We start from the raw sequence: 20032 nt of genomic DNA, 5'->3' as shown, positions 1-20032 counted from the left end.
GTCCCTGCCTGATGTCCCAGTCGGTGGGTATCAAGGACGTCGCCCGCGCCGCCGGAGTCTCCGTCGGCACGGTGTCGAACGTGATCAACCGTCCGGACACGGTCGCCACCGAGACCCGGGCGCGGGTGCAGTCCGCCATAGACCGGCTCGGCTACGTCCGCAGCGAGTCCGCGCGCCAACTGCGCGCGGGCCGCAGCCGGATCATGGGGCTGCTCGTCCTGGACATGGGCAACCCGTTCTTCGTCGACGTCGCGCGCGGTGCCGAGCGTGCCGCGCGGGATGCCGGACTCGGCGTGATGGTCTGCAACAGCGCCCAGAGCGCCGGCGAGGAAGCCGACTACCTGTCGCTCTTCGCCGAGCAGCGGGTGCGCGGCGTGCTGCTCACGCCCACCGACGCCTCCGGCCGGAACATCGAGACGTTCCGCCGCCACAACATCCCCTTCGTCCTCGTCGACCGGGTCGCCGAGGGCACCACCGAGTGCTCCGTCTCCGTCGACGACGTGGCGGGCGGCGCCCTGGCCGTGCGCCACCTCGTCGACGCCGGCCACCGGACCATCGCGTACGTCAGCGGCCCGCCCGGCCTCAACCAGGTCCGCGACCGCCGTACCGGCGCCCTGAACGCCCTCGCCGAGGCCGGCCTCGGACCGGACTGCCTGCGTGAACTGCCCACCGAGCGGCTCGACGTGGCCGCCGGACGCGACGCCGGCGCCCGTCTCCTCGGCCTCGCCGAGCGCCCCACCGCGGTCTTCTGCGCCAACGACCTCCTCGCCCTCGGGGTCCTGCAGGCCATGTACGCGGCCGGTGTGGGAGTCCCCGACGACCTCGCCATCGTCGGCTACGACGACATCGAGTTCGCGGCGGCCGCCGCCGTCCCGCTCACGTCGGTCCGCCAGCCCGCCGTCACCATGGGCGCCCTGGCCGCCGAGCTCCTGCTGGAGGAGACGGAGGCGGAGACCGGAACGAAACGCCACGAACACCGGCGTGTCGTCCTCCAGCCGGAGCTGGTCGTACGCCGCTCCAGCCTGGCCGCCCGCTGATCGGACGGTCAGTAAGTTTTCATGATCCCGGGGGTCCGCCGCCGGACGAACATGTGGTGAAGTGGGATGCGGCCCGAAATCCGTCCGTCCCAGGAGACCTGTTGACTGCCACGTACCGTCAGCCCGGTGTCGTCCTCACCGACCGCCGCTTCACCGTTCCCCTCGACCACGACGACCCGGCGGGGGAGACGATCGAGCTCTACGCCCGCGAGGTCGTCGCCGGCGACAAGGCGCACCAGAACCTGCCGTGGCTGGTCTACCTCCAGGGCGGCCCCGGCTTCGGCGCCAACCGCTTCGTGGGCAAGCAGTCCTGGCTCGGCCGCGCCCTCAAGGAGTACCGCGTCCTCCTCCTCGACCAGCGCGGCACCGGCCACTCCACCCCCGCCAACCGCCAGACCCTCCCGCTGCGCGGCGGCCCCGCCGAACAGGCCGACTACCTCGCGCACTTCCGGGCCGACGCCATCGTCCGCGACTGCGAGGCGATCCGCGACCGGGTCACCGGCGGCGCCCGCTGGACCGTCCTCGGCCAGAGCTTCGGCGGCTTCTGCACCGTGAACTACCTCTCCCGCGCGCCCGAGGGCCTGACCGCGGCCGTGATCACCGGCGGGCTGCCGTCCCTCGACGCGCACGCCGACGAGGTCTACCGCGCCGCCTACCCCCGTATCGAACGCAAGGTCGCCGCGCACTACGCGCGCTACCCGCAGGACATCGAGCGCGCCCGCCGTATCGCCGACCACCTCCTCAGCCACGAGGTGACCCTGCCGAACGGCTACCGCCTCACCGTCGAGGCCTTCCAGTCCCTCGGCATCGTCCTCGGCGGCAGCGAGGGCAGCCACCGCCTGCACTACCTCCTGGAGGACGCCTTCGTCCGCACCCCGCAGGGCACGGCACTCTCCGACGCGTTCCAGGAGCAGGCCCAGGGCCTGCTGTCGTACGCGAGCCACCCCCTCTACGCCCTCGTCCACGAGGCGACCTACGGCCAGGACGAACGCCCCACCGCCTGGTCGGCCGAACGCGTTCGCGCCGAATACCCGCAGTTCGACGCCGCGAAGACCCTCACGGGCGACGGCCCCCTCCTCTTCACAGGCGAGTCGATCCACCCCTGGATGTTCGACTGCGACCCGGCCCTGCGCCCCCTGCGCGAAACCGCCGAACTCCTCGCCGCCCGCACCGACTGGCAGCCCCTCTACGACCCCGCCCGCCTCGCCACCAACAAGGTCCCGGTGGCCGCGGCCGTCTACCACGACGACATGTACGTCGACACGACCCACGCCCTCGAGACGGCCCGCACCATCCGCGGCCTGCGCACCTGGGTGACCGACGAGTTCGAGCACGACGGAGTCAGGGCGGGCGGACCGCGGGTACTGGACCGGCTGCTGGCACTGACACGTGACGAGGCGTGAGATTCACCGGGAGTGATGTCACTGTCACGGGCTAGTCTGCGACCATGACCGAGCCGAAGATCACCGAGCTGGAGCCCATGCCCGCCGACTGGCAGCGCGCCCTCGCCGTCGTCGCGCACCCGGACGACCTCGAGTACGGGTGCTCGGCGGCCGTCGCCGCCTGGACCGACGAGGGCCGCGAGGTCGTCTATGTCCTGGCGAGCCGCGGCGAGGCGGGCATCGACACGCTGGAGCCAGCGAAGTGCGCTCCGCAGCGCGAGCGGGAGCAGCGGGCGAGCGCGGCCGTCGTGGGGGTGTCGCAGGTGGAGTTCCTCGACCACAGGGACGGCGTGATCGAGTACGGCACCGCGCTGCGCCGCGACATCGCCGCCGCGATCCGCCGGCACCGGCCCGAGCTGGTGATCACCCTCAACCACCGCGACACCTGGGGCGGCGTCGCCTGGAACACCCCGGACCATGTGGCGGTGGGGCGCGCGACCTTGGATGCGGCCGGTGACGCCGGCAACCGGTGGATCTTCCCCGAGCTCGTCGAACAGGGCCTCGAGCCCTGGAACGGCGTCCGCTGGGTCGCCGTCGCCGGTTCCGCCTCGCCCACGCACGCCGTGGACGCGACCCCGGGCCTGGAGCGCGCGGTGCACTCGCTGCTCGAACACCGCAGCTACATCGAGGCGTTGACCGACGAGGACCCGGAGACGTACGTCCGCGGCTTCCTGACCGCCAACGCCACGGCGACGGGGGAGCGGTTCGGGGGCAGGCCGGCGGTGGCATTCGAGGTCTTCGGCCGATAGGCGCAGCCGACAACCATGGGGGAGCACATGAACGGCACGGAAGTACTGGCCGACCGGTTCGAGGAGCACCGAGGCCATCTGAAGGCGGTCGCCTACCGCATGCTCGGCTCGATCGCCGAGGCGGAGGACGCCGTCCAGGAGAGCTGGCTGAAGCTGAGTCGCAGTGACACGGACGGGATCCGGAATCTCGGCGGCTGGCTGACCACCGTGGTCGGTCGGGTCTGTCTTGACATGCTGCGGTCCCGGGCCTCGCGTCGCGAGGATCCCATCGACGAGACCTTCGTGCCGGATCCCGTGATCAGGCCCCTGTCGCAGATCGATCCGGAGCAGGAGGTGCTCCAGGCCGACTCGGTGGGGCTGGCGCTGCTGGTGGTGCTGGAGACCCTGGAGCCCGCCGAGCGGCTGGCGTTCGTGCTGCACGACATGTTCGCGGTGCCCTTCGACGACATCGCGCCGATCGTGGAACGCAGTTCGGCGGCGACCAGACAGCTCGCCAGCCGGGCCCGGCGCCGGGTGCGCGGGGCCACGCCGTCCTCGGAGCCCGACCTCGGGAGGCAGCGGGAGGTCGTCGACGCCTTCATGGCGGCCGCCCGTGCCGGTGACTTCGAGGCGCTGGTCGCGGTCCTCCATCCCGACGTCGTGCTGCGGGCCGACTCCGGTGCGCTGGTCGGGGGTGCCGCCGCGTCCAAGTGGGTGCGCGGCGCGAAGCCCGTGGCCGAACAGGCGCTGCTGTTCCGGCAGTTCGCGCAGTTCGCGCGGGTGGTGCTGGTCAACGGGGAGGTCGGGGTCGTCAACGCGCCCGAGGGACGGCCGCTGTCGGTCATGGGCGTCACCGTCGTCGACGGCAGGATCGTCGCCCTGCACATCCTGGCCGACCCTGAGCGGCTCGCCCGCCTCGACCTCGGGGCCTTCGACTGAGGTTCAGGCGGCGACGGCCAGCGGACCGAGGGTGCGGTGCGGGTCCACGACCCGCCCGTCCGGCAGCAGTTCACCGGTGTCGTCGAACACGATCGTGCCGTTGCACAGCAGGCTCCAGCCCTGTTCGGGATGGGCCGACACGATCACGGCGCTGTGGTGGTCCGGGCTGTCTGCGGTGGGGCACGGTGGCCGGTGGCTGCACATGGTCTCTCTCCTCGATCCGTCTGGCTCCCGCCTGAAAAGTGGGCTCGTATCTGTGGTATCCGAGCTTGTTTTCCGTTGTATGAGGAGACCCCCACAGCGCCGGAAATTCATCGGTGAGATTCGGTTTCCGGCGGGCCGATTTCGGCGGGAGCCACGGCCGAGGCGATGTCAGACCCGCGTGGCAGCGTGGGAGATGGACGAGCGGTGCGCGTCGAGGCGAAGGAGCCGCGTCATGACCGACGTCGATTCGCAGTTCCTACGTGGCTTGTTCGACGAGGAGGGCAGCCTGCACACCGCGGGCCGGACGGCGCTGTACCGGCTGTACGGCCTGGAAGGGCTGCTCTACGTCGGCATATCGATCTGCCCGCTCACCCGCGTGCGCACGCACCTGCGGGAGCAGCCGTGGGGGCCGCACGTCATCGGGATACAGATCGACTACCCGGACGACGCGGAGGCCGCCGAACGCGAGACCGTCTGGACCGAGCGCCCCAAGCACAACGTCATCTTCAACGGTCAGTCCCCGCCCACCCCTCCCGACCGCGCGGCGCGCCTCAGGACCGAACTCGCCCTGGAGCAACGCCGGTTGGAGGAGTTCGAGACGGCCGTGCCCGAGTCGTCGACGCACCTACGGCTCATAGCCCGAGGGATCAAGGCGAAGCGGGCGAGGATCGCGAAGCTGACGAAGGAGGTGGAGGACGCGGAAGCCACGCAGCGCAAGGTACCGGAGCGGCCCAAGCGGGCGAGGTCATGAACCGGCAGGCAGGTTCCCGATGCCCGCGACGCGATATTGGGGTGATCGCCAAGGGCAGGTCGGACACACTGGCTGCGTGCAGCACGAACTCGAACAACCGTTGTCCGGTGGCAACGTCAGCGACGGCGTAGTCCGAATCGGCGACACCGTCCGGCGGCCCGCCGGGCCCTGGACCCCGGCGGTGCACGCACTGCTCACGCACCTGCACGAGGTCGGATTCCGGGCGGCCCCGCGGCCGCTCGGGATCGACGAGCAGGGGCGCGAGGTGCTGAGCTTCGTGCCGGGTGAGGTGATCTGGCCCGATCGGTTCGCCCTGGTGGAGCCGGAACGGCAGTTGGCCCGCGTGGCCCGGCTGATCCGGGAGTTCCACGACGCCGTGCAGGGCTTCACGCCGCCGGCCGACGCCCACTGGCAGGTGCTCGTTCCCGCGGAGGGTGCCGACATCATCGCCCATCAGGACCTGGCGCCCTGGAACCTCGTGGTCGGCGACGAGGACCGGTGGGCCTTCATCGACTGGGACACGGCGGCCCCCGGTTCGCGCCTGTGGGACGTCGCCTACGCCATCCGCGGCTTCGTACCTCTGTCCGCTCATCCCGACTGGCAGACTCCCGACGCCGCCGCCCGGCTGCGCCTCCTCGCCGACGCCTACGGACTCGACGAGGCCGAACGGCGAGCCCTCGTACCGATGTTGGGCCGCCGCACCCGCGCCATGCACGACTTCCTGCGCGACCAGTCCGCCCGCGGGAATCAGCCGTGGGCGAGACTCTGGGCGGAAGGCCACGGCGACGCCTGGCGCGGGGACGCCGAGTACATCGAGGAGCGCGAGAAGAAGTGGGAGCACGCCCTGCTGTCCGGCTGACCGCCGCCGTCAGGGCGCCCGGTCTCCCCGGGCTTGACGGGCTCTCGGACCGTCCGCGGCTCGCTACGCGACCGCGCCCAGATCCGCGCTGAACCAGTGCTCCGGCCGCATCCGCACCACCATGTGATCGGCGAGTTCGACCTCGGCCCAGCCCACGAACTCGTCGAGTGCCGCCCCCGAGAGGTAGCGGCCGGCCATCTCCCGATGGAGCGCGCCGCTCCCCTCGGCCACCTCGGTGACCGGCCCTTCGACCGAGACGTACCGGGTCGTCGGCTCCGTGCGCTGGACCATCAGGCTGAAGCGGCCCGCCGCCCTGATCAGCGTCATCTTCCGGGAGTCCGCGCCGGTGAGAATCCACGGCAGACCGCCGGACTCATAGGCGTACCAGATCGGAACCACCAGCGGCCCGCGGTCGTCACCGGCGGCGACACCCAGCGCGGCCACATGCGGCTCGGCGAGGAATCCTTCCCGTTCTTCGCGTGAAAGTGCCATACGACGACTGTAGGTCCGGCCACTGACAACTGAACGAGCACTCAGGCCCGCACCGCCTCGTACGGGCCTCACCGATCGGTTCGATGACGAGCCGGAGCGGCGGCCCGATCTCGACAAGGCCCGGTCTCGATAAACTGTGCGAATGCGAGATCAGACAGTCGGCCGGGCCGACCTGCGCGGCGACTGCGGGCAGTGCTTCGGGCTGTGCTGTGTCGCCCTGCCCTTCGCCGCCTCCGCCGACTTCGCGATCGACAAGCAGGCCGGCAAGCCCTGCCCGAATCTGCAGGGCGACCACCGGTGCGGCATCCACGCCGACCTGCGGCAGAAGGGCTTCACCGGCTGCACGGTCTACGACTGCTTCGGCGCCGGACAGAAGGTCTCGCAGGTCACCTTCCGCGGACAGGACTGGCGTACCGCCTCGCGTGAGCACGCCCGCCGTATGTTCGACGTGTTCCCGGTCGTCCGGCAGCTGCACGAACTGCTCTGGTACCTCAACGAGGCGCTCGCCCTGCCCGCCGCCCGCCCCGTTCACGCCGACCTGCGCCGGGCCCTGGCCGAGACCGAGGGGCTCACCCGTCAACTCCCCGAGCAGCTGGCCGCGTTGGACGTCGGCGCGCACCGGCAGACGGTCAACGTGCTGCTGCTGAAGACCAGCGAACTGGTGCGCGCGGGCACCCGCGGCCGCAAGAAGGACCGCCGCGGCGCCGACCTGATCGGTGCCCGTCTCAAGGGCGCCGACCTGCGCGGTGCGAATCTCCGCGGCGCCTACCTGATAGCCGCCGACCTGACCGGGGCCGACCTGCGGGGCGCGGATCTGATCGGCGCCGACCTGCGGGACGCAGACCTCACCGACGCCGATCTGACCGGTGCCTTCTTCCTCACCCAGCCCCAGCTCAACGCCGCCCGCGGCAGCGCGGGCACGCGCCTGCCGGACTCAGTCACCCGCCCCGTGCACTGGACAGCGCAGCTCTGACGGCGCCTCGTCCAGGGCCGGTGCCGGGGAGACCCCGGCGGTGACCGTGCGCCGCTGCAGATGCAGCCGCAGTCCCTCCGGCATCAGCGTCAGCCGCTCCGTCACCCGCAGCCGGTAGTCCGGGTCGGGCCGCAGGTCGTAGCGGCGCAGCAGCAGGCCGAGCACCAGCGTCGCCTCGTGCAGCGCGAACTGCCGCCCGATGCACGCCCGCGCGCCCGTCCCGAACGGCTTGAAGGTGTGCCCCGCCCGGGACCGTACGGCCTTCGGGTCGAAGCGGTCCGGGTCGAACCGCTCCACGTCGGCGCCCCACACCTCCGGGTCGCGGTGCAGCATCGACGTGAGCACCAGCGCCCATGCACCCCGCCGCATCGGATGGTCGCCCGCCAGCACCGTGTCCTGACGGGCCTCCCGGGCGAAGGCCGGCGCCGTCGGCCACAGCCGCAGCGCCTCGTCCAGCACCCGGCGCACATACCGCAGCTTCGCCACCTGGTCGTAGCCGGGCACCTCCGCATCGCCCCAGACGGCGTCCACCTCGGCCCGCGCGCGGGCCGCGATCTCGGGGTGGCGGGAGAGGTAGTGCAGGGCGAAGGAGAGCGCGCCCGAGGTCGTCTCGTGGCCGGCCACCAGGAAGGTGATGACCTGACGGCGCACGTTCTCCGCGGACAGCCGCTCCCCGGTCTCCGGGTGTGCCGTCTCCAGCATCCGGTCCAGCAGGTCGCCGCCCCCGCCCTCGCCCGACTCGCGCCGGGCGCGGACCAGGTCGTCGACCGTGCGGTTGAGATACGCGATGTCGGCCTCGTTGCGGCGCGAGGCGCTGCGCAGCAGGAGCGGGGCCAGCGGCGCCGGCACGCTGTTCAGCCGCTGGGCATAGGTGAGCGTGCCGACCATCGCGTTCACGAAGGGGTGCAGCCGGGGCCGTTCGAAGGACCCGAAGTCGTGTCCGAAACCGGTGCGCGCGATCGTCTCCAGCGTCAGCTTGGTCATGTCGCCGGGCACGTCCACCGCCCGGCCCGCCGCCAGCTCGCGGTCCCAGTGGTCGGTGAGCCGCCCGGCCACCGCCAGCATCATCGGGTGGTAGCCCTCCATGGCCTCCCGGCTGAAGCCCGGGGCGAGCACGTCGTGCGCCAGCTGCCAGTTCGGCTCGTGGTTGTACGCCGTGAACAGCCCGTCCCCGGCCACCGGCCGCAGATTGGCGACCCCGAGGCCCACGTGCTTGGCGAACCGCGACTCGTCCGCCATGTCCGCCGCGAGCTCCGCGCCCCACACGAACACGAACTCGTTGCCGAACGCCTTCCGCCGGAAGATCGGCCCGAGCTGGCGCGCGTAGCGCATGGAGTCCTGCACGGGCGCGCGCCGGTCGGCACCGAGGACGTCACCGAGCAGGGGGAGCCGGTGCGGGGGATGCGGAATGCGGTGCAGCTCGGGCCAGCCCTGCTCCGCCCCGCGGAACCCCTTCGGCAGTCCGGCTTCCGTCGTCGGCGCGACCCCTGTCGTCGTCTCCGCCATGACGCGATCTCCCTTGCTGCAGCGGCACGTTGTAGAGCAGACAGTGCGTGTTGTACGTGGGTTCAATAACGCGTCCAGTCTGATCCTGCTGTTGAACCGGCGTCAAGTAAAATGCGGGCATGGCCGCGAACCCGGGCGAGCGCACCCGCCGCCGACTGAGCACCGAGGAGCGGCGGGAGCAGTTGCTGTCCGTGGGGGCGCGGCTGTTCTCGGAGAGCCCGTACGACGACGTGTGGATCGAGCAGGTCGCCGAGATCGCCGGGGTCTCGCGCGGACTGCTCTACCACTACTTCCCGACCAAGCGGGACTTCTTCCTCGCGGTCGTCGAGCGCGAGAGCGAGCGGATGCTGCAGATGACCGCGGCGGTGCCGGGCGTTCCCGCGCGCGAGCAACTCACCGCGGGACTGGACGTCTTTTTGGAGTACGTCCACGCCCACGCCCACGGCTTCCGTGCCTTCCACCGTGCGGACGCGGCCGGCGACCAGGCCGTCCGCAAGGTCTACCGGCGGGCGCTCGCCGCGCAGGAGCGGCAGATCCTGGCGACGCTCGCCGAGGACCCCGAACTCGGCCCGGCCGCCCAGGCGCGCCCCGACCTCCGGCTCGCCGTCCGGGGCTGGCTGGCCTTCACCACGGCCGTCTGCCTGGAGTGGCTGCGCGGCTCGGACCTGGGCCGGGAACAGGTCCGCGACCTGTGCGCCCGGGCGCTGCTGGGCGTCATCGCACCCTGATCCGCCGCGGCTCGGGCCGTCCCATGGTTGGCGTACACCTCGATCTTCGATAGGTTAGGCAAGGCTTACCTAAGGAGGTTCTGGGATGGGTGACAGCCAAAGCTGGACGGCCGCGCCTGCCGCGGCGGAGCGGGCCCGCTCGGTGCTCGCCGCCGCGTGGTCCTGCGCGGTGACCGCGGAGGGCGGTCGCGAGGAGTTCGTCGGTGCGCACAGCGTGGACGAGGACGGCCGGGTGTTGCTGAGCGTGCCCGAGGACAGCGCATTGGTCGCGGCCGCGATCTGCGCGCCCCGCGGCGAGCCCTCCGCCGTGCTGGAGTTCGCCGATGTGGCGCCCGTCCCGGTTCGCAACCGCATCCGCACCCGGCTCTGGCTCGCGGGGTACTTCGTGCCCGAGGACGGCCATCTGGCGTTCACGCCCACGCGGATCGTGCTGCGGCCGCCGTCCGGTGCGGTGGTCGTCGACCTCGACGAGTTCGCCGCCGCCGCGCCCGACCCGCTGGCCCTCGCCGAGGCTCAACTGCTGACCCACCTCGCCGACTGCCACCCGGACGCGGTCGAGCGGCTCACCCGCCTCGTCGACCACGCCAGCCTGCACAGCGCGGTCCGCGTCCAGCCCCTCGCCGTCGACCGGCACGGACTGACGCTGCGCATCGAGCGCAACCGCGCCCACGGCGACGTACGACTGCCGTTCCACGCTCCGGCCGACGACGTCGGTCAGCTCACCGAACGCATGCACGTCCTGCTCACGCAGGCCGCCGCCGCCTCCTGCCCGCGCGCCCTACAGCGGCAGCGCACAGACGGCGACCGGTGAGGCGAACGGCTTGCCCGCGAGCCGCAGTTCACCGTTCTTGTCGTTCACGTGGAAGACGCTGACGGTGCCGGACTTCTGGTTCGCCGCGAACAGCAGCGTCCCGTCCGGCGAGAAGGCGATCTGCCGCGGGAAGTCGCCGGACACCGGCACCGTGTCCAGCAGCCGCAGCCGGGCGCCGTCCGCTTCGACGGCGTAGCGAGCCAGGGTGTTGTCGCCGCGGTTGGCGAGATAGGCGTACCCGCCGCCCGCAGCCACCAGGATCTGCGCCGGGTAGTTGGTGCCGGAGCCGGATCCCGTGGACTGCGGTTCGCCGATCGTCAGACGGCCCGTGGCCGGCGCGTACGTGCAGACCGCGACCGTGTCGTCGACCTCGTTGGCCAGATAGGCGTGCCGGCCGCCGGGGTGGAAGGTGAGATGGCGCGGACCGGCGCCCGGCCGGGTCTGCGCCCGCGACACCTCGGTGAGAGTGCCGCGGCGCTCGTCGAGGCGGTACGTGTAGACGGTGTCCGTACCCAGGTCGACGGCGAGCACATGGCCGCCGTCGGGACTCGTCACGAACTGGTGGGCGTGCGGGCCCTCCTGGCCCGGACCGGCCGCCGGGGACGAGTGTTTGACCAGGTCGGTGCGCTCGCCCAGCGCGCCCGAGTCGCCGATCGGGTGCACGGCCACACTGCCCGACCCGTAGTTGGCGCTCAGCAGCCAGCGGCCGGTCGGATGCACGGCGAGATGGCAGGGGCCCGCCCCGCCGGTGCTGCGGCTGCCCAGGATCTTGCGGTCGGAGCGGCGTACGGCGGTCACGGCGCCGTCGTCCTGCTCGTTCACGGCGTACAGCGTGCCGCCGTCCGGGTGCAGCGCGAGGTAGGACGGGTTGGCGATGCCGGTGAGGGTTCCGGTGCCGGTGATGGCGCCGGTCTCGGGGTCGTAGGTGGCGAGGCCGATGCCCGTGCCGCCGCCCTCGACCGTGGTGTACGTGCCCAGGTAGAGCGGGCGGGGGCCGGACGGCTGGCTCGACGGCTGTGCGGAAGGCTTCGCGGACGGCTCGGGAGCGGCCGCGGCCGTCTCGGGCGTCGTAGGGGTGTGACCGGACGAGGGCGACGAGGACCTGGGTGGCGCGGGCGCCGGCAGTGCCGTCGCCGCGGCCGTCCCCGCGAGCGCGCCGACGAAACGGCGCCTGCTCCAGGCGCCGCCCGACGCTCCTGCCCCACTTCCCATGTCCGCACCTCAGGTGATCGTCCGTCCCGCTCGTGACAAACCACCTTGACGCGGACCACCCGGTCCGTGCAACAACGGCACCGGCCGTTGCGCATGCTGCAATGGCCGGTGACTGTCGTCAGTCGTCCACCGGTCGCCTTACCGGCCGTCTACCACTCGCCGTCCTCGACCGGCTTGCCAGGCGCGTCCTTCAGCGGCATCACCTGGTGCGGGGAGGGGTCCGTCCAGGGCTCGTGGTCGTCACCGAGCCAGTCGCCCACCGGCTTCACGCCCTCCAGCGTGTCCGTCGGAGCGAGGTCCTGCGCGTCCTGGTCGTAGTAGTCGTACCAGGGCAGACCCGCCCGGGTGTACGCCGCGCGGTCCACCGGCGACGGCGGGGGAGCCTCGCCGGTGATGCGGTGCCACTCCGGAGGCGTGACCAGGTGCACGAACACGCGCCCGGCGGGCTCCTTCGCCCAGTCCTCGAGCTGCCGGTCGTCGCGGTAGACCTCCTGCCGCATCGAACCGCCGACGCCGAGCCCCATGGCCGCCGCCGCCCGCGGCCGGCTCGCCGGAGCCGCGGCCGGTGCCGGCATCGCGCCCGGCGGGGGCGCCGCCATCGGCATCGCCGCGCCGTAACCCCCGGCCGAGAGCGTCGTGCGACTGCGCTCCACCCGGCGCCGCTCCTCCTCGCGCCACTCGGCCAGCCGGCCGGCGTTGAGCGGGAAGGACTGCAGCTGTACGCCGCCCCACGTCTCCTCGCCCGTGACCTGGGCCTCGACGGTCGCGCCGAGGCCCAGTGGCACCGCCACGAACTGGCGGACCGTGCCCTTGCCGGAGTTGATGCCGTCCAGCCACGGCTGGCGGGGCAGCACGACGTAGTTCTGCGGTTTGCGGGTCAGCCGGTCGCTCCACGGCTTGCCCGACACCGCGCACACCTTGCCGACCCCGACCTGCAGGGCGGCCGGTTCCGTGGTCCCCGAGAAGCTCAGCCACATCGCCTCGCGCAGATACACCGGCAGCATCACACCGCCCCGCGCCCGCCACTGCTCGGGCACCGTGTCCGGGAAGTCCGCCACCCGGCGGACCGGGAACTCGCCCAGGCCCGGCGGCAGCGGATGCGTGCCCGTCTCGGGCAGCCGCAGGGTGCGCACGAACCGCACCGCCACACCGCCCGGCAGCCGCAAGGTGTTCCCGTCGATCCGCACGGTCGTGTCCGTCATCCGCCCGCCCCCTAGGTCCCGGCCACCGGAAACGTGCGCCCCGGCGACTACGTCACCTAGAACGTCGCTCGGCCCCGCCATGGTTCCTGCGCAGCACCTCCGGAACCCGCAGCCGCTCGGAGTCGCGCAGGCTCTCGCGCAGCCGGGTCAGCCGCGGCATGCGCTCGCGCTGCTCCTGGGAGGTGCGGTCCAGCTCCTCCAGCAGCCGGCGCGAGCGGTGCTCGGTGTCCATCTCGTCGAGGATGCGGTTGACCTCGGTCAGCACGGCGCCGTACAGCTGCCAGGTGCGGGCGTCGCGCTGGACCTCCTCAAGGAGCAGCTGGGCCAGCTTGTCGCGGCTGGCCGAGGCCTGGCGCAGCTCGGCGGCCAGCCGGGACTCCGCGGACTCGGCGCTGACACTCACATGGGTGGTGACCAGCACCGCGAAGCTGACCACCGCGTCGGCGATCTCCGACAGCAGCCGCTCCACAGCGGCACCCGTCTCGGGCGTGAACAGCGGCTCGGGATCGCGTTCCTTGGCGAGGTCGGTGAAGGTGCGCGCGAGCACCCGCATCACGACCGTGCAGATCTCCAGCGTGTCCAGCCCCGTACGCAGTACCACCCGGTGCAGCAGCCCTTCACGCACGCGTGGGTTGAGCCGCAGGCTGTCCTCCGCCTGCCGCAGGGCGGCGTCCACCTCGACGATGTCGTGGTCGAGACGGCGCGCCTCGTGCAGCCGCTGCTCCGCGCGCTCGACCGGGGTGCGGCCCGCGGCCTCCTCGCCGATGCGCAGCATCAGCTGCCGCAGCCGGCGGGCCAGCCCGTCGATGGACTCGCCGGCCTCCTCCACCCACACGGGCGGCGCGAGCAGCAGATTGCAGCCGAGCCCGACGACCGCGCCGATCAGCGTCTCCACCACCCGCGCCCAGGCCGTGTCGGAGACGGTCGTGACGCCGAGCACCAGCATTGCGCTGATCGCCACCTCGGGCACGTACTCCTCGACCCGCACCAGCCGTCCGACCACCAGCGAGGCCACGATCAGCAGGGCCAGACTCCACCAGGTCAGACCCACCAGCAGGCTGAAGGCGACGGCGACCAGGACGCCCGCCACCACCGAGTTGACCCGGCGGATGCCGTTGGTGAGTGTGGCGTACAGGGTGACCTGGACGACCAGCAGCGCGGTCAGCGGGGCGGTGAGCGGCGCCGGCTCGGGGCTGAGGCGCAGTGCGACGACGTACGCGACCGTCGCCGCGACGGCCGACCGCAGCGTCTGTACGACGACGGGGTCCCGGCGCCGCTTCACGAACCGGACGGCCGACGCCGTCCACGCACGTACATCTCGCACCTCGGGTCGTTCCCCTTCCTCAGACACATTCGACGCTCATTGCGGACCGTAACTGTCCGCAAGCAGACCTACATTGTTGGCAACGGCCGACGGACGGCAAGAGGGGAGAACGGTGATGGCGGACACCCGGGACTTCGAGGTTCTCACACGAGCTCACGCCTATCTCGCGGAGGCGGTCGCCGGGGTTCCCGAGCCGGCGTGGGGAGCGCCGACGCCGTGCGCCGAATGGACGGTCCGGCAGGTCCTCAACCACGCCCGGATCGACCAGCAGGGCTACGGCCTCGCGATCACCGGCGGCCGCCCGGACTCCGACCCCTTCCACCCCGCCGACGCCCTCGACGGAGACCCGGCGGCCGAGCTCGACAAGGTGCTCCGGGCGGTGGCGGACGCATACGCCGGGCTACCCGCCGACGCCGAGCAGGTGCCCACACCGCTCGGTCCGCTGCCCCCGTCGCTCGCCGCGGCGGCGGCCGCCATGGACGCGGCCGTGCACGCCTGGGACATCGCGGCCGCGACGGGCCAGGACCGGCCGCTGAGCGTCGAACTGGCCGAGGGCATCTGGCCGGTGGCGGAGCGTCTCGTCGACCACCTCCGCGACGCGTACCAGGTGTTCGCTCCCGCACGGAAGGTCGGGCAGGACTACGACAGGGCCGAGGCGCTGCTCGCCTTCCTCGGCCGCGACCCGCACTGGACCGTCACCGAGTAGTGGCGGCCCGGCTCCGGGACCGGTACCCGGCGACCTTCGCGAGGTTGCCGCACCGCTCCATGGAGCACCAACGACGGCGGCGGGCCTGGGAGTCGTCCAGGAACAGCAGCGAACAGCCCGGGTTCTCACACTCCTTGACCCGCGCCAGCAAGGGACTGCTCACCAGGAGTACGGCGTCCCGGGCCACCGTCGCCAGGGCCGCCCGGGCGGGCTGCCGAGCCGTCCAGCGCACGGGACCCAGCTGGGGCGCGAGGTCGGGCCGGGCGGCCGCCTCGTTGATCAACTCCATGTCGGCCGGCTCCGGTTCCCGCCCGGCCATCGACGCGCGTACGAGGCGGTAGAGGGCCTCGCGCAGGACGCGGGCGTCCGCCAGCTCCCGGGCGGTGACCCGCACCGGCTCGCCGTCCGCGGCCAGCTCCGCCTCCGTGAACCAGCGGGCCAGCGCGGCCGCGTCCGGGATCCGCTCGGCCGGAGTGTCGGTGTGCCGCCGGCCGAGCGTCGCGACGAAGTTCAGGCACGGGCGGCCGCCGATGAACGGGAACGCGAGCGCCGGGTCGGCGGGGGCGGGGATGCCGGTCATGCGACGAGCGTACACCGGTTCATGAGGTGTCGTATGTGTGCCCCACCCTCTTGACACCGGTTGAAGTGGTGTTCGATGGTGACACCACTTCAACCGGTGTCAGCCGTCTGGGCGGCTGCGACAGGAAGCAGGTGCGGTATGCGTGCGGTACGGATCGACGAGTTCGGCGGCCCCGAGGTGCTGGTGCCGGTCGAGGCGCCCGACCCCGTGGCGGGGCCCGGCCAGGTGCTGGTGCGGGTCGCGGCGGCGGGCGTGAACCGTGCCGACGCGCTGATCAGGTCCGGCGTCTACCACCGTGCCGGACGGCCGCCGCTGATCCCGGGAGTGGAGGCGGCGGGCGTCGTCGCGGCCGTGGGGGAGGGGGTGACCGGTCTCGAGGTCGGGCAGCGGGTCATGGCCCTGGACGGGGTGAACGCCCCTGGCTTCTACGCCGAGTTGGCGGTCGTACCGGCCGCTCAGGTCACCGTCCTGCCGCACGGCGTGGGCCTGACCGAGGCGGCCACGCTGCCCGTCGCCTGGCTCTCCGCCTGGTACTGCCTGCGGCACCTCGCCCGCGTCACCAAGGAGGACACGGTGGTGGTGAAGGCGGCCGCGAGCGGAGTCGGCAGCGCGGCTGTGCAGATCGCCGCCGAGGCGGGTGCGCGGGTCATCGCCCTCGCCGGATCGGCCGAAAAGGCTGCCTGGGCAGGGGAGTTCGGGGCCCAGGCCGTCATCGACACCTCCGTCCATCCCGATGACGCGGAGGTCGACGAGGTCCTGCGGCTGACCGACGGGCGCGGCGCCGAGGTCGTCCTCGACACCGTCGGCGGCCGGGCGTTCGGCCGGAGTCTGCGCGAGGTCGGCCACGGCGGCCGGGTCGTAGCCCTCGCCAACGTCGCCCTGGAGCCGAGCACCGTCGACACCCGCGACTTCTACCCGAAGAACGTCGCGATCCTCGGCTTCCAGCTCACCAACCTCCAGATCCACGGCTACGACCCCCGCCCGGACCTGCGCGAGCTGGCCGAGCGGGTCGCCGCCGGGGCATACCGGGTGCCGGTCGAGACCGTAGTACCCCTCGAACAGGCCCGTACAGCCCACGAGTTGCTGGAGCGACGCAGCAACCGTGGCAAGATCGTCCTGGCGGTGGCCGATCTCTGAGTGATCTCATGGGGAGGCGCCGTGAGGTGCCTGGGGATGCCCGTGCAAGGAGAAGGGAAGCGAGTGGAGTTCGGAGACGTCGGCGCGGCGCGGGCGCGGCAGGCGCTGCGCCATGTCGCCTCCCGCTCGACGGGACCGGCTGTCAACCCCGAGCTGCGGATCACGCTGAACTTCCACCCCGACCGGCTCGTCGGCGGACTGCCCATCCTCCAGGCGCTGGCCCAGGACGGCGCCTACCACTCGCAGTTCGTCACCGGCACCGGCAACGGCGGGCTCACCGCGCACCCCGGCGGCGACCGGTGGCGCTGGGAGAGCCGGATCTTCGGCGGTGCCTACGACGACGCGGACCCGCACGAGCGGCCCGTGTACGGCGCGTTGAACTTCCGGCGCCAAGTGGTCGGCGCCGCACCGCGGTTCGGCTCCTCGCACTTCCGGCTCACCGCCGACGCCCTAAGCGGCCTCGGGGCAGTTCAGGCACGCCTCCACGCCGTTCGGCACGCACTCTCGCCGCACCGGCCAAAGGCCCAAGTAGCTCCGCTACGAGGACCTTCGTCCGGCACACCGAGAGCACGCACCGAACGACGCGGGAACGCACCCGCACTGCCCCGAGGCCGCTTACCCGCACCACCTTCTGCTACCCCGACAGCGCGGCCGAGCCGACCGACTTCGGGGTCGCCGCCGGCATGTCGCTGATCGCGCTCGCCGAGGCCGACGAGCAGGACGCCCTCAACGACTACATCGAGGCCCAGGTCCACGGCGGCGTCCTGCTCGCCGCGCACATGGAGGCGCTCGTCCTGGACGAGAGCTACCGCGGCACGCCCGTCGAGGCGGGCGCCCGTCTGTTGCCCTGCCCCGTCGAGTGGCACCCCGGCTACCGGCTCGGCGTGGCGCAGCTGCGGGAGCACGCGGACTACCGCGGGCCGCAGTACGCGGAGTTGGGCGCCCGGATCGCCCAGGACGGCCATGTCGACCCGCGGATCATCGGCGACGCCGCGCGCACCGGCCGCCACGAACTGCAGCACCTGAAGATGGTCTGGCACACCCTCGCCCGCTTCGGCGCACCCGAGGGCGCGGGCACGGCCTATGCGCCGGGCGGCCACACCCCGGGAGTGAGCACGCCGAGCGCGTAGGCGCGCGCCACCAGTTCGGTGCGGTTCGAGGCGTCCCAGCGTGCCGACAGCCGTCGTAGGTGATAGGTGACGCCGTCCGTGCTGAGGCCGGTCTCCTTCGCGGCCCTGGCGGTGGTGGCGCCCCCGGCCGGCAGGGCCAGGATGCGGGCCTCGACGGGGGCGACGCGGGCGGGCTGCCGGGCGGTCGGCTCGCGTGCGCCCAGCACCCGCAGCAACACCAGCAGCGCGGGCGTCTCCTCCACCGTGTCGCTGACCGGATCTGCGGTCAGCTCCCCGAACCGCTCGCCCCCGCCCGGCGCCTCCCAGCGCACCGACACCTGATACCGCGACCGGTGCCGCAGCCGAGGTGCCTGCGCGATCCGATCCACCTGCATGGCCTCCTGCGGCCGGAACAGCTCCAGCACGTCACGGCGGCGCAGCCGCCCCGGAGTCGTACCGCACTCGGCCGCCATCGCGGGGTTGGCCAGCACCAACACCTCCCGCATGCTCTTCACTTCCAGTTGCCTCGCACTGCGTGCACTACACAATCATGCGCGCGGGCGGAGGTGAAAGTGCAGGTGGGGAGGCCCGGCGGCAGCTCCTGCGGACCTCCCCGCGGTCGGCGGCTACACCGCGAGCCAGGCCGCCTGGTCCGGTGCCAGCAGCCCCTCCTGCAGCGTCCCGCCGGCCAGCAGCACCGAGGTGTGCTCGGGCAGCCGGTAGGACTCCGCCGAGAGGTTCACCACGCAGACGAACCCCGGGTCGCGGCTGAAGGCCAGCACCCCCGCGGGCGCGTCGAGCCAGGTCAGGCTGCCGTCGCCGAGGGCCGGGTGTGCGCGGCGCAGGCGCAGGGCGGCGCGGTACAGCTCCAGCATCGAGGTCTCGTCGCCGGTCTGCCCGGCCACGCCGAGGTCCGCCCAGCGGGCCGGCTGCGGCAGCCAGGGCTCGGCCGTCGTGCCCTCCGGGCTGAAGCCGTACGGCGCGCTCCGTCCCGACCAGGGGATCGGCACCCGGCAGCCGTCGCGCCCGCGGTCGGTGTGCCCGGAGCGTTCCCAGACCGGGTCCTGCAGCACCGCCTCGGGCAGGTCCTCGACCTCCGGCAGCCCCAGCTCCTCGCCCTGGTAGATGTAGGCACCGCCGGGCAGGGCGAGCATCAGCAGGGCGGCGGCGCGGGCCCGCCGCGTGCCCAGCTCGAGGTCCAGGGGACCTTCGGGGCGGTAGGGCTCGTTGGCCGTCCATCGCCTGACCACCTTGCGGCCGTAGCGGCTGGGGTGGCGCACGACGTCGTGGTTGGACAGCACCCAGGTGGCCGGGGCGCCCACCGCGCCGAGCATGGCGAGGGAGTCGTCGATGACGGCGCGCAGGTCCTTGGCGTCCCAACTGGACATCAGGAAGTCGAAGTTGAACGCCGTGTGCAGACCGTCCCGGCGGACGTAGGCGGCAAGCCGCTCCGGGGTGTCCGCCCACGCCTCCGCGACGAACGAGCGGTCACCGGGGAACTCGTCGGCCACCCGGCGCCACGCACGGTAGATGTCGTGCACCTCGTCCCGGTCCCAGTGCGGATGGTCGAGGTGCCGGCGCGGCCCCTCGGCCGCCGCTTCCGGACGGGGCGGCAGGTCGGGCAGTTCGGGGTGCTTGATCAGCCCGTGCGCCACGTCGATGCGGAAACCGTCCACACCGCGGCCGAACCAGAACCGCAGGATCGACTCGAACTCCGCCCGTACTTCCGGGTGTTCCCAGTTGAGGTCCGGCTGCTCCGGGGCGAACAGGTGCAGATACCACTCCCCGTCGGGCAGCCGGGTCCAGGCCGGGCCGCCGAAGGCGGACACCCAGTCGTTGGGCGGTTCGGCGCCTTCGGGCCCGCGGCCGGCCCGGAAGACGTAGCGCTCCCGCTCGGGGCTGCCCGGTCCGGCGGCCAACGCGGCCCGGAACCAGGCGTGTTGGTCGGAGGTGTGGTTGGGCACGATGTCGGGGATCACCCGGATCCCGTACCCGTGCGCCTCCTCGATGAGCTGCTCGGCCTCGGCGACCGTGCCGAACAGCGGATCGATCTGTCGGAAGTCGGCGACGTCGTAACCGTGGTCGGCCATCGGCGACTTGTACCAGGGGTTGATCCAGATCGCGTCCACGCCCAGCGACTTCAGATACGGCAGCCGGGAGCGGATTCCGGCGATGTCGCCGACGCCGTCGCCGTTCCCGTCGGCGAAACTGCGGATGTAGACCTGGTAGATGACGGCGTCGCGCCACCAAGGGGCGGTGCTGGTGGTCATGTCGGTGCGTACTCCTCGAGAT

The 20032-nt window shown here is 72.4% G+C and carries 20 protein-coding genes and 2 pseudogenes; 13 read left to right on the top strand and 9 right to left on the bottom strand.

Annotated elements, in window-relative coordinates:
- The first annotated feature begins 11 nt into the window (after positions 1-11).
- From ABZ880_RS38380 to sigJ, 4 genes are all read left to right on the top strand, one after another.
- On the top strand, positions 12-1037 hold the full coding sequence (locus ABZ880_RS38380) for a LacI family DNA-binding transcriptional regulator (protein WP_361273097.1): 1026 nt from the start codon (positions 12-14) through the stop codon (positions 1035-1037).
- Between the two features lie 101 nt (positions 1038-1138).
- Positions 1139-2440 carry an alpha/beta fold hydrolase gene (locus tag ABZ880_RS38375; protein WP_361273094.1) on the top strand — a complete coding sequence of 434 codons (1302 nt, stop codon included), beginning with the start codon at positions 1139-1141 and terminating at the stop codon, positions 2438-2440.
- A gap of 44 nt (positions 2441-2484) precedes the next feature.
- The gene (locus tag ABZ880_RS38370; protein ID WP_361273092.1) at positions 2485-3228 is read left to right on the top strand and encodes a PIG-L deacetylase family protein; all 744 of its coding nucleotides are present in this window, start codon (positions 2485-2487) and stop codon (positions 3226-3228) included.
- 27 nt (positions 3229-3255) lie between these two features.
- Complete coding sequence (sigJ, locus tag ABZ880_RS38365; protein WP_361273089.1) at positions 3256-4146, top strand: RNA polymerase sigma factor SigJ; 891 nt, start codon at positions 3256-3258, stop codon at positions 4144-4146.
- A gap of 3 nt (positions 4147-4149) precedes the next feature.
- On the opposite strand, the gene ABZ880_RS38360 is transcribed toward sigJ, so the two are convergent.
- A complete protein-coding gene (locus tag ABZ880_RS38360) occupies positions 4150-4350 on the bottom strand; it encodes a DUF5999 family protein (protein ID WP_361273086.1) in 201 nt (66 codons plus the stop codon).
- A 232-nt stretch (positions 4351-4582) separates the two neighbouring features.
- Here ABZ880_RS38360 and ABZ880_RS38355 point away from each other — a divergent pair, with 232 nt between their 5' ends.
- Positions 4583-5101 (top strand): GIY-YIG nuclease family protein, encoded by a 519-nt coding sequence (locus ABZ880_RS38355; protein WP_361273083.1) that lies wholly within the window; start codon positions 4583-4585, stop codon positions 5099-5101.
- A gap of 76 nt (positions 5102-5177) precedes the next feature.
- Positions 5178-5960, top strand: coding sequence for an aminoglycoside phosphotransferase family protein (locus ABZ880_RS38350; protein WP_361273081.1), 783 nt, complete (start codon positions 5178-5180; stop codon positions 5958-5960).
- A gap of 63 nt (positions 5961-6023) precedes the next feature.
- Here ABZ880_RS38350 and ABZ880_RS38345 read toward each other — a convergent pair whose 3' ends face one another.
- Positions 6024-6452, bottom strand: a complete 429-nt coding sequence (locus ABZ880_RS38345) for a pyridoxamine 5'-phosphate oxidase family protein (RefSeq protein ID WP_361273078.1) — start codon at positions 6450-6452, stop codon at positions 6024-6026.
- A gap of 142 nt (positions 6453-6594) precedes the next feature.
- Between ABZ880_RS38345 and ABZ880_RS38340 the strand changes: the two genes are divergently transcribed.
- Positions 6595-7425, top strand: a complete 831-nt coding sequence (locus ABZ880_RS38340; RefSeq protein ID WP_361273076.1) for a pentapeptide repeat-containing protein — start codon at positions 6595-6597, stop codon at positions 7423-7425.
- Here the strand turns inward: ABZ880_RS38340 and ABZ880_RS38335 are convergent.
- Positions 7387-8931 (bottom strand): cytochrome P450, encoded by a 1545-nt coding sequence (locus tag ABZ880_RS38335; RefSeq protein WP_361273073.1) that lies wholly within the window; start codon positions 8929-8931, stop codon positions 7387-7389. The genes ABZ880_RS38340 and ABZ880_RS38335 overlap by 39 nt on opposite strands.
- Positions 8932-9050: 119 nt before the next feature.
- Here ABZ880_RS38335 and ABZ880_RS38330 point away from each other — a divergent pair, with 119 nt between their 5' ends.
- Complete coding sequence (locus ABZ880_RS38330) at positions 9051-9659, top strand: TetR/AcrR family transcriptional regulator (protein ID WP_361273070.1); 609 nt, start codon at positions 9051-9053, stop codon at positions 9657-9659.
- Positions 9660-9744: 85 nt separating this feature from the next.
- A complete protein-coding gene (locus ABZ880_RS38325; RefSeq protein ID WP_361273067.1) occupies positions 9745-10470 on the top strand; it encodes a DUF2470 domain-containing protein in 726 nt (241 codons plus the stop codon).
- Here ABZ880_RS38325 and ABZ880_RS38320 read toward each other — a convergent pair.
- The 3 genes from ABZ880_RS38320 to ABZ880_RS38310 form a co-directional block, all read right to left on the bottom strand.
- Positions 10438-11682 (bottom strand): lactonase family protein, encoded by a 1245-nt coding sequence (locus tag ABZ880_RS38320; protein ID WP_361273065.1) that lies wholly within the window; start codon positions 11680-11682, stop codon positions 10438-10440. The genes ABZ880_RS38325 and ABZ880_RS38320 overlap by 33 nt on opposite strands.
- Positions 11683-11831: 149 nt before the next feature.
- Positions 11832-12884 carry a hypothetical protein gene (locus ABZ880_RS38315; protein ID WP_361273062.1) on the bottom strand — a complete coding sequence of 351 codons (1053 nt, stop codon included), beginning with the start codon at positions 12882-12884 and terminating at the stop codon, positions 11832-11834.
- A 52-nt stretch (positions 12885-12936) separates the two neighbouring features.
- On the bottom strand, positions 12937-14208 hold the full coding sequence (locus tag ABZ880_RS38310) for an FUSC family protein (protein ID WP_361273059.1): 1272 nt from the start codon (positions 14206-14208) through the stop codon (positions 12937-12939).
- 115 nt (positions 14209-14323) lie between these two features.
- Here ABZ880_RS38310 and ABZ880_RS38305 point away from each other — a divergent pair, with 115 nt between their 5' ends.
- Positions 14324-14914, top strand: a complete 591-nt coding sequence (locus ABZ880_RS38305; RefSeq protein ID WP_361273057.1) for a TIGR03086 family metal-binding protein — start codon at positions 14324-14326, stop codon at positions 14912-14914.
- Here ABZ880_RS38305 and ABZ880_RS38300 read toward each other — a convergent pair.
- Complete coding sequence (locus ABZ880_RS38300) at positions 14904-15494, bottom strand: ABATE domain-containing protein (RefSeq protein ID WP_361273054.1); 591 nt, start codon at positions 15492-15494, stop codon at positions 14904-14906. The genes ABZ880_RS38305 and ABZ880_RS38300 overlap by 11 nt on opposite strands.
- Positions 15495-15632: 138 nt before the next feature.
- On the opposite strand from ABZ880_RS38300, the gene ABZ880_RS38295 reads away from it, so the two are divergent.
- The 3 genes and pseudogenes from ABZ880_RS38295 to ABZ880_RS38285 form a co-directional block, all read left to right on the top strand.
- A complete protein-coding gene (locus tag ABZ880_RS38295) occupies positions 15633-16631 on the top strand; it encodes a zinc-binding alcohol dehydrogenase family protein (RefSeq protein ID WP_361273051.1) in 999 nt (332 codons plus the stop codon).
- Between the two features lie 36 nt (positions 16632-16667).
- A pseudogene (locus tag ABZ880_RS38290) lies at positions 16668-17072 on the top strand (DUF3626 domain-containing protein); the annotation flags it as partial.
- Between the two features lie 185 nt (positions 17073-17257).
- A pseudogene (locus tag ABZ880_RS38285) lies at positions 17258-17761 on the top strand (DUF3626 domain-containing protein); the annotation flags it as partial.
- Here the strand turns inward: ABZ880_RS38285 and ABZ880_RS38280 are convergent.
- Together ABZ880_RS38280 and ABZ880_RS38275 are read right to left on the bottom strand one after the other, a co-directional pair.
- Positions 17713-18246 carry a diguanylate cyclase gene (locus ABZ880_RS38280; protein WP_361273126.1) on the bottom strand — a complete coding sequence of 178 codons (534 nt, stop codon included), beginning with the start codon at positions 18244-18246 and terminating at the stop codon, positions 17713-17715. The pseudogene ABZ880_RS38285 and the gene ABZ880_RS38280 sit on opposite strands and share 49 nt — an antisense overlap.
- Positions 18247-18366: 120 nt before the next feature.
- A complete protein-coding gene (locus ABZ880_RS38275; RefSeq protein WP_361273048.1) occupies positions 18367-20010 on the bottom strand; it encodes a glycoside hydrolase family 13 protein in 1644 nt (547 codons plus the stop codon).
- Positions 20011-20032: the final 22 nt, after the last annotated feature.

The organism is Streptomyces sp. NPDC047043, assembly GCF_040644055.1.
GTDB lineage: Bacteria > Actinomycetota > Actinomycetes > Streptomycetales > Streptomycetaceae > Streptomyces.
This window is presented reverse-complemented; position numbering and strand designations above follow the sequence as displayed.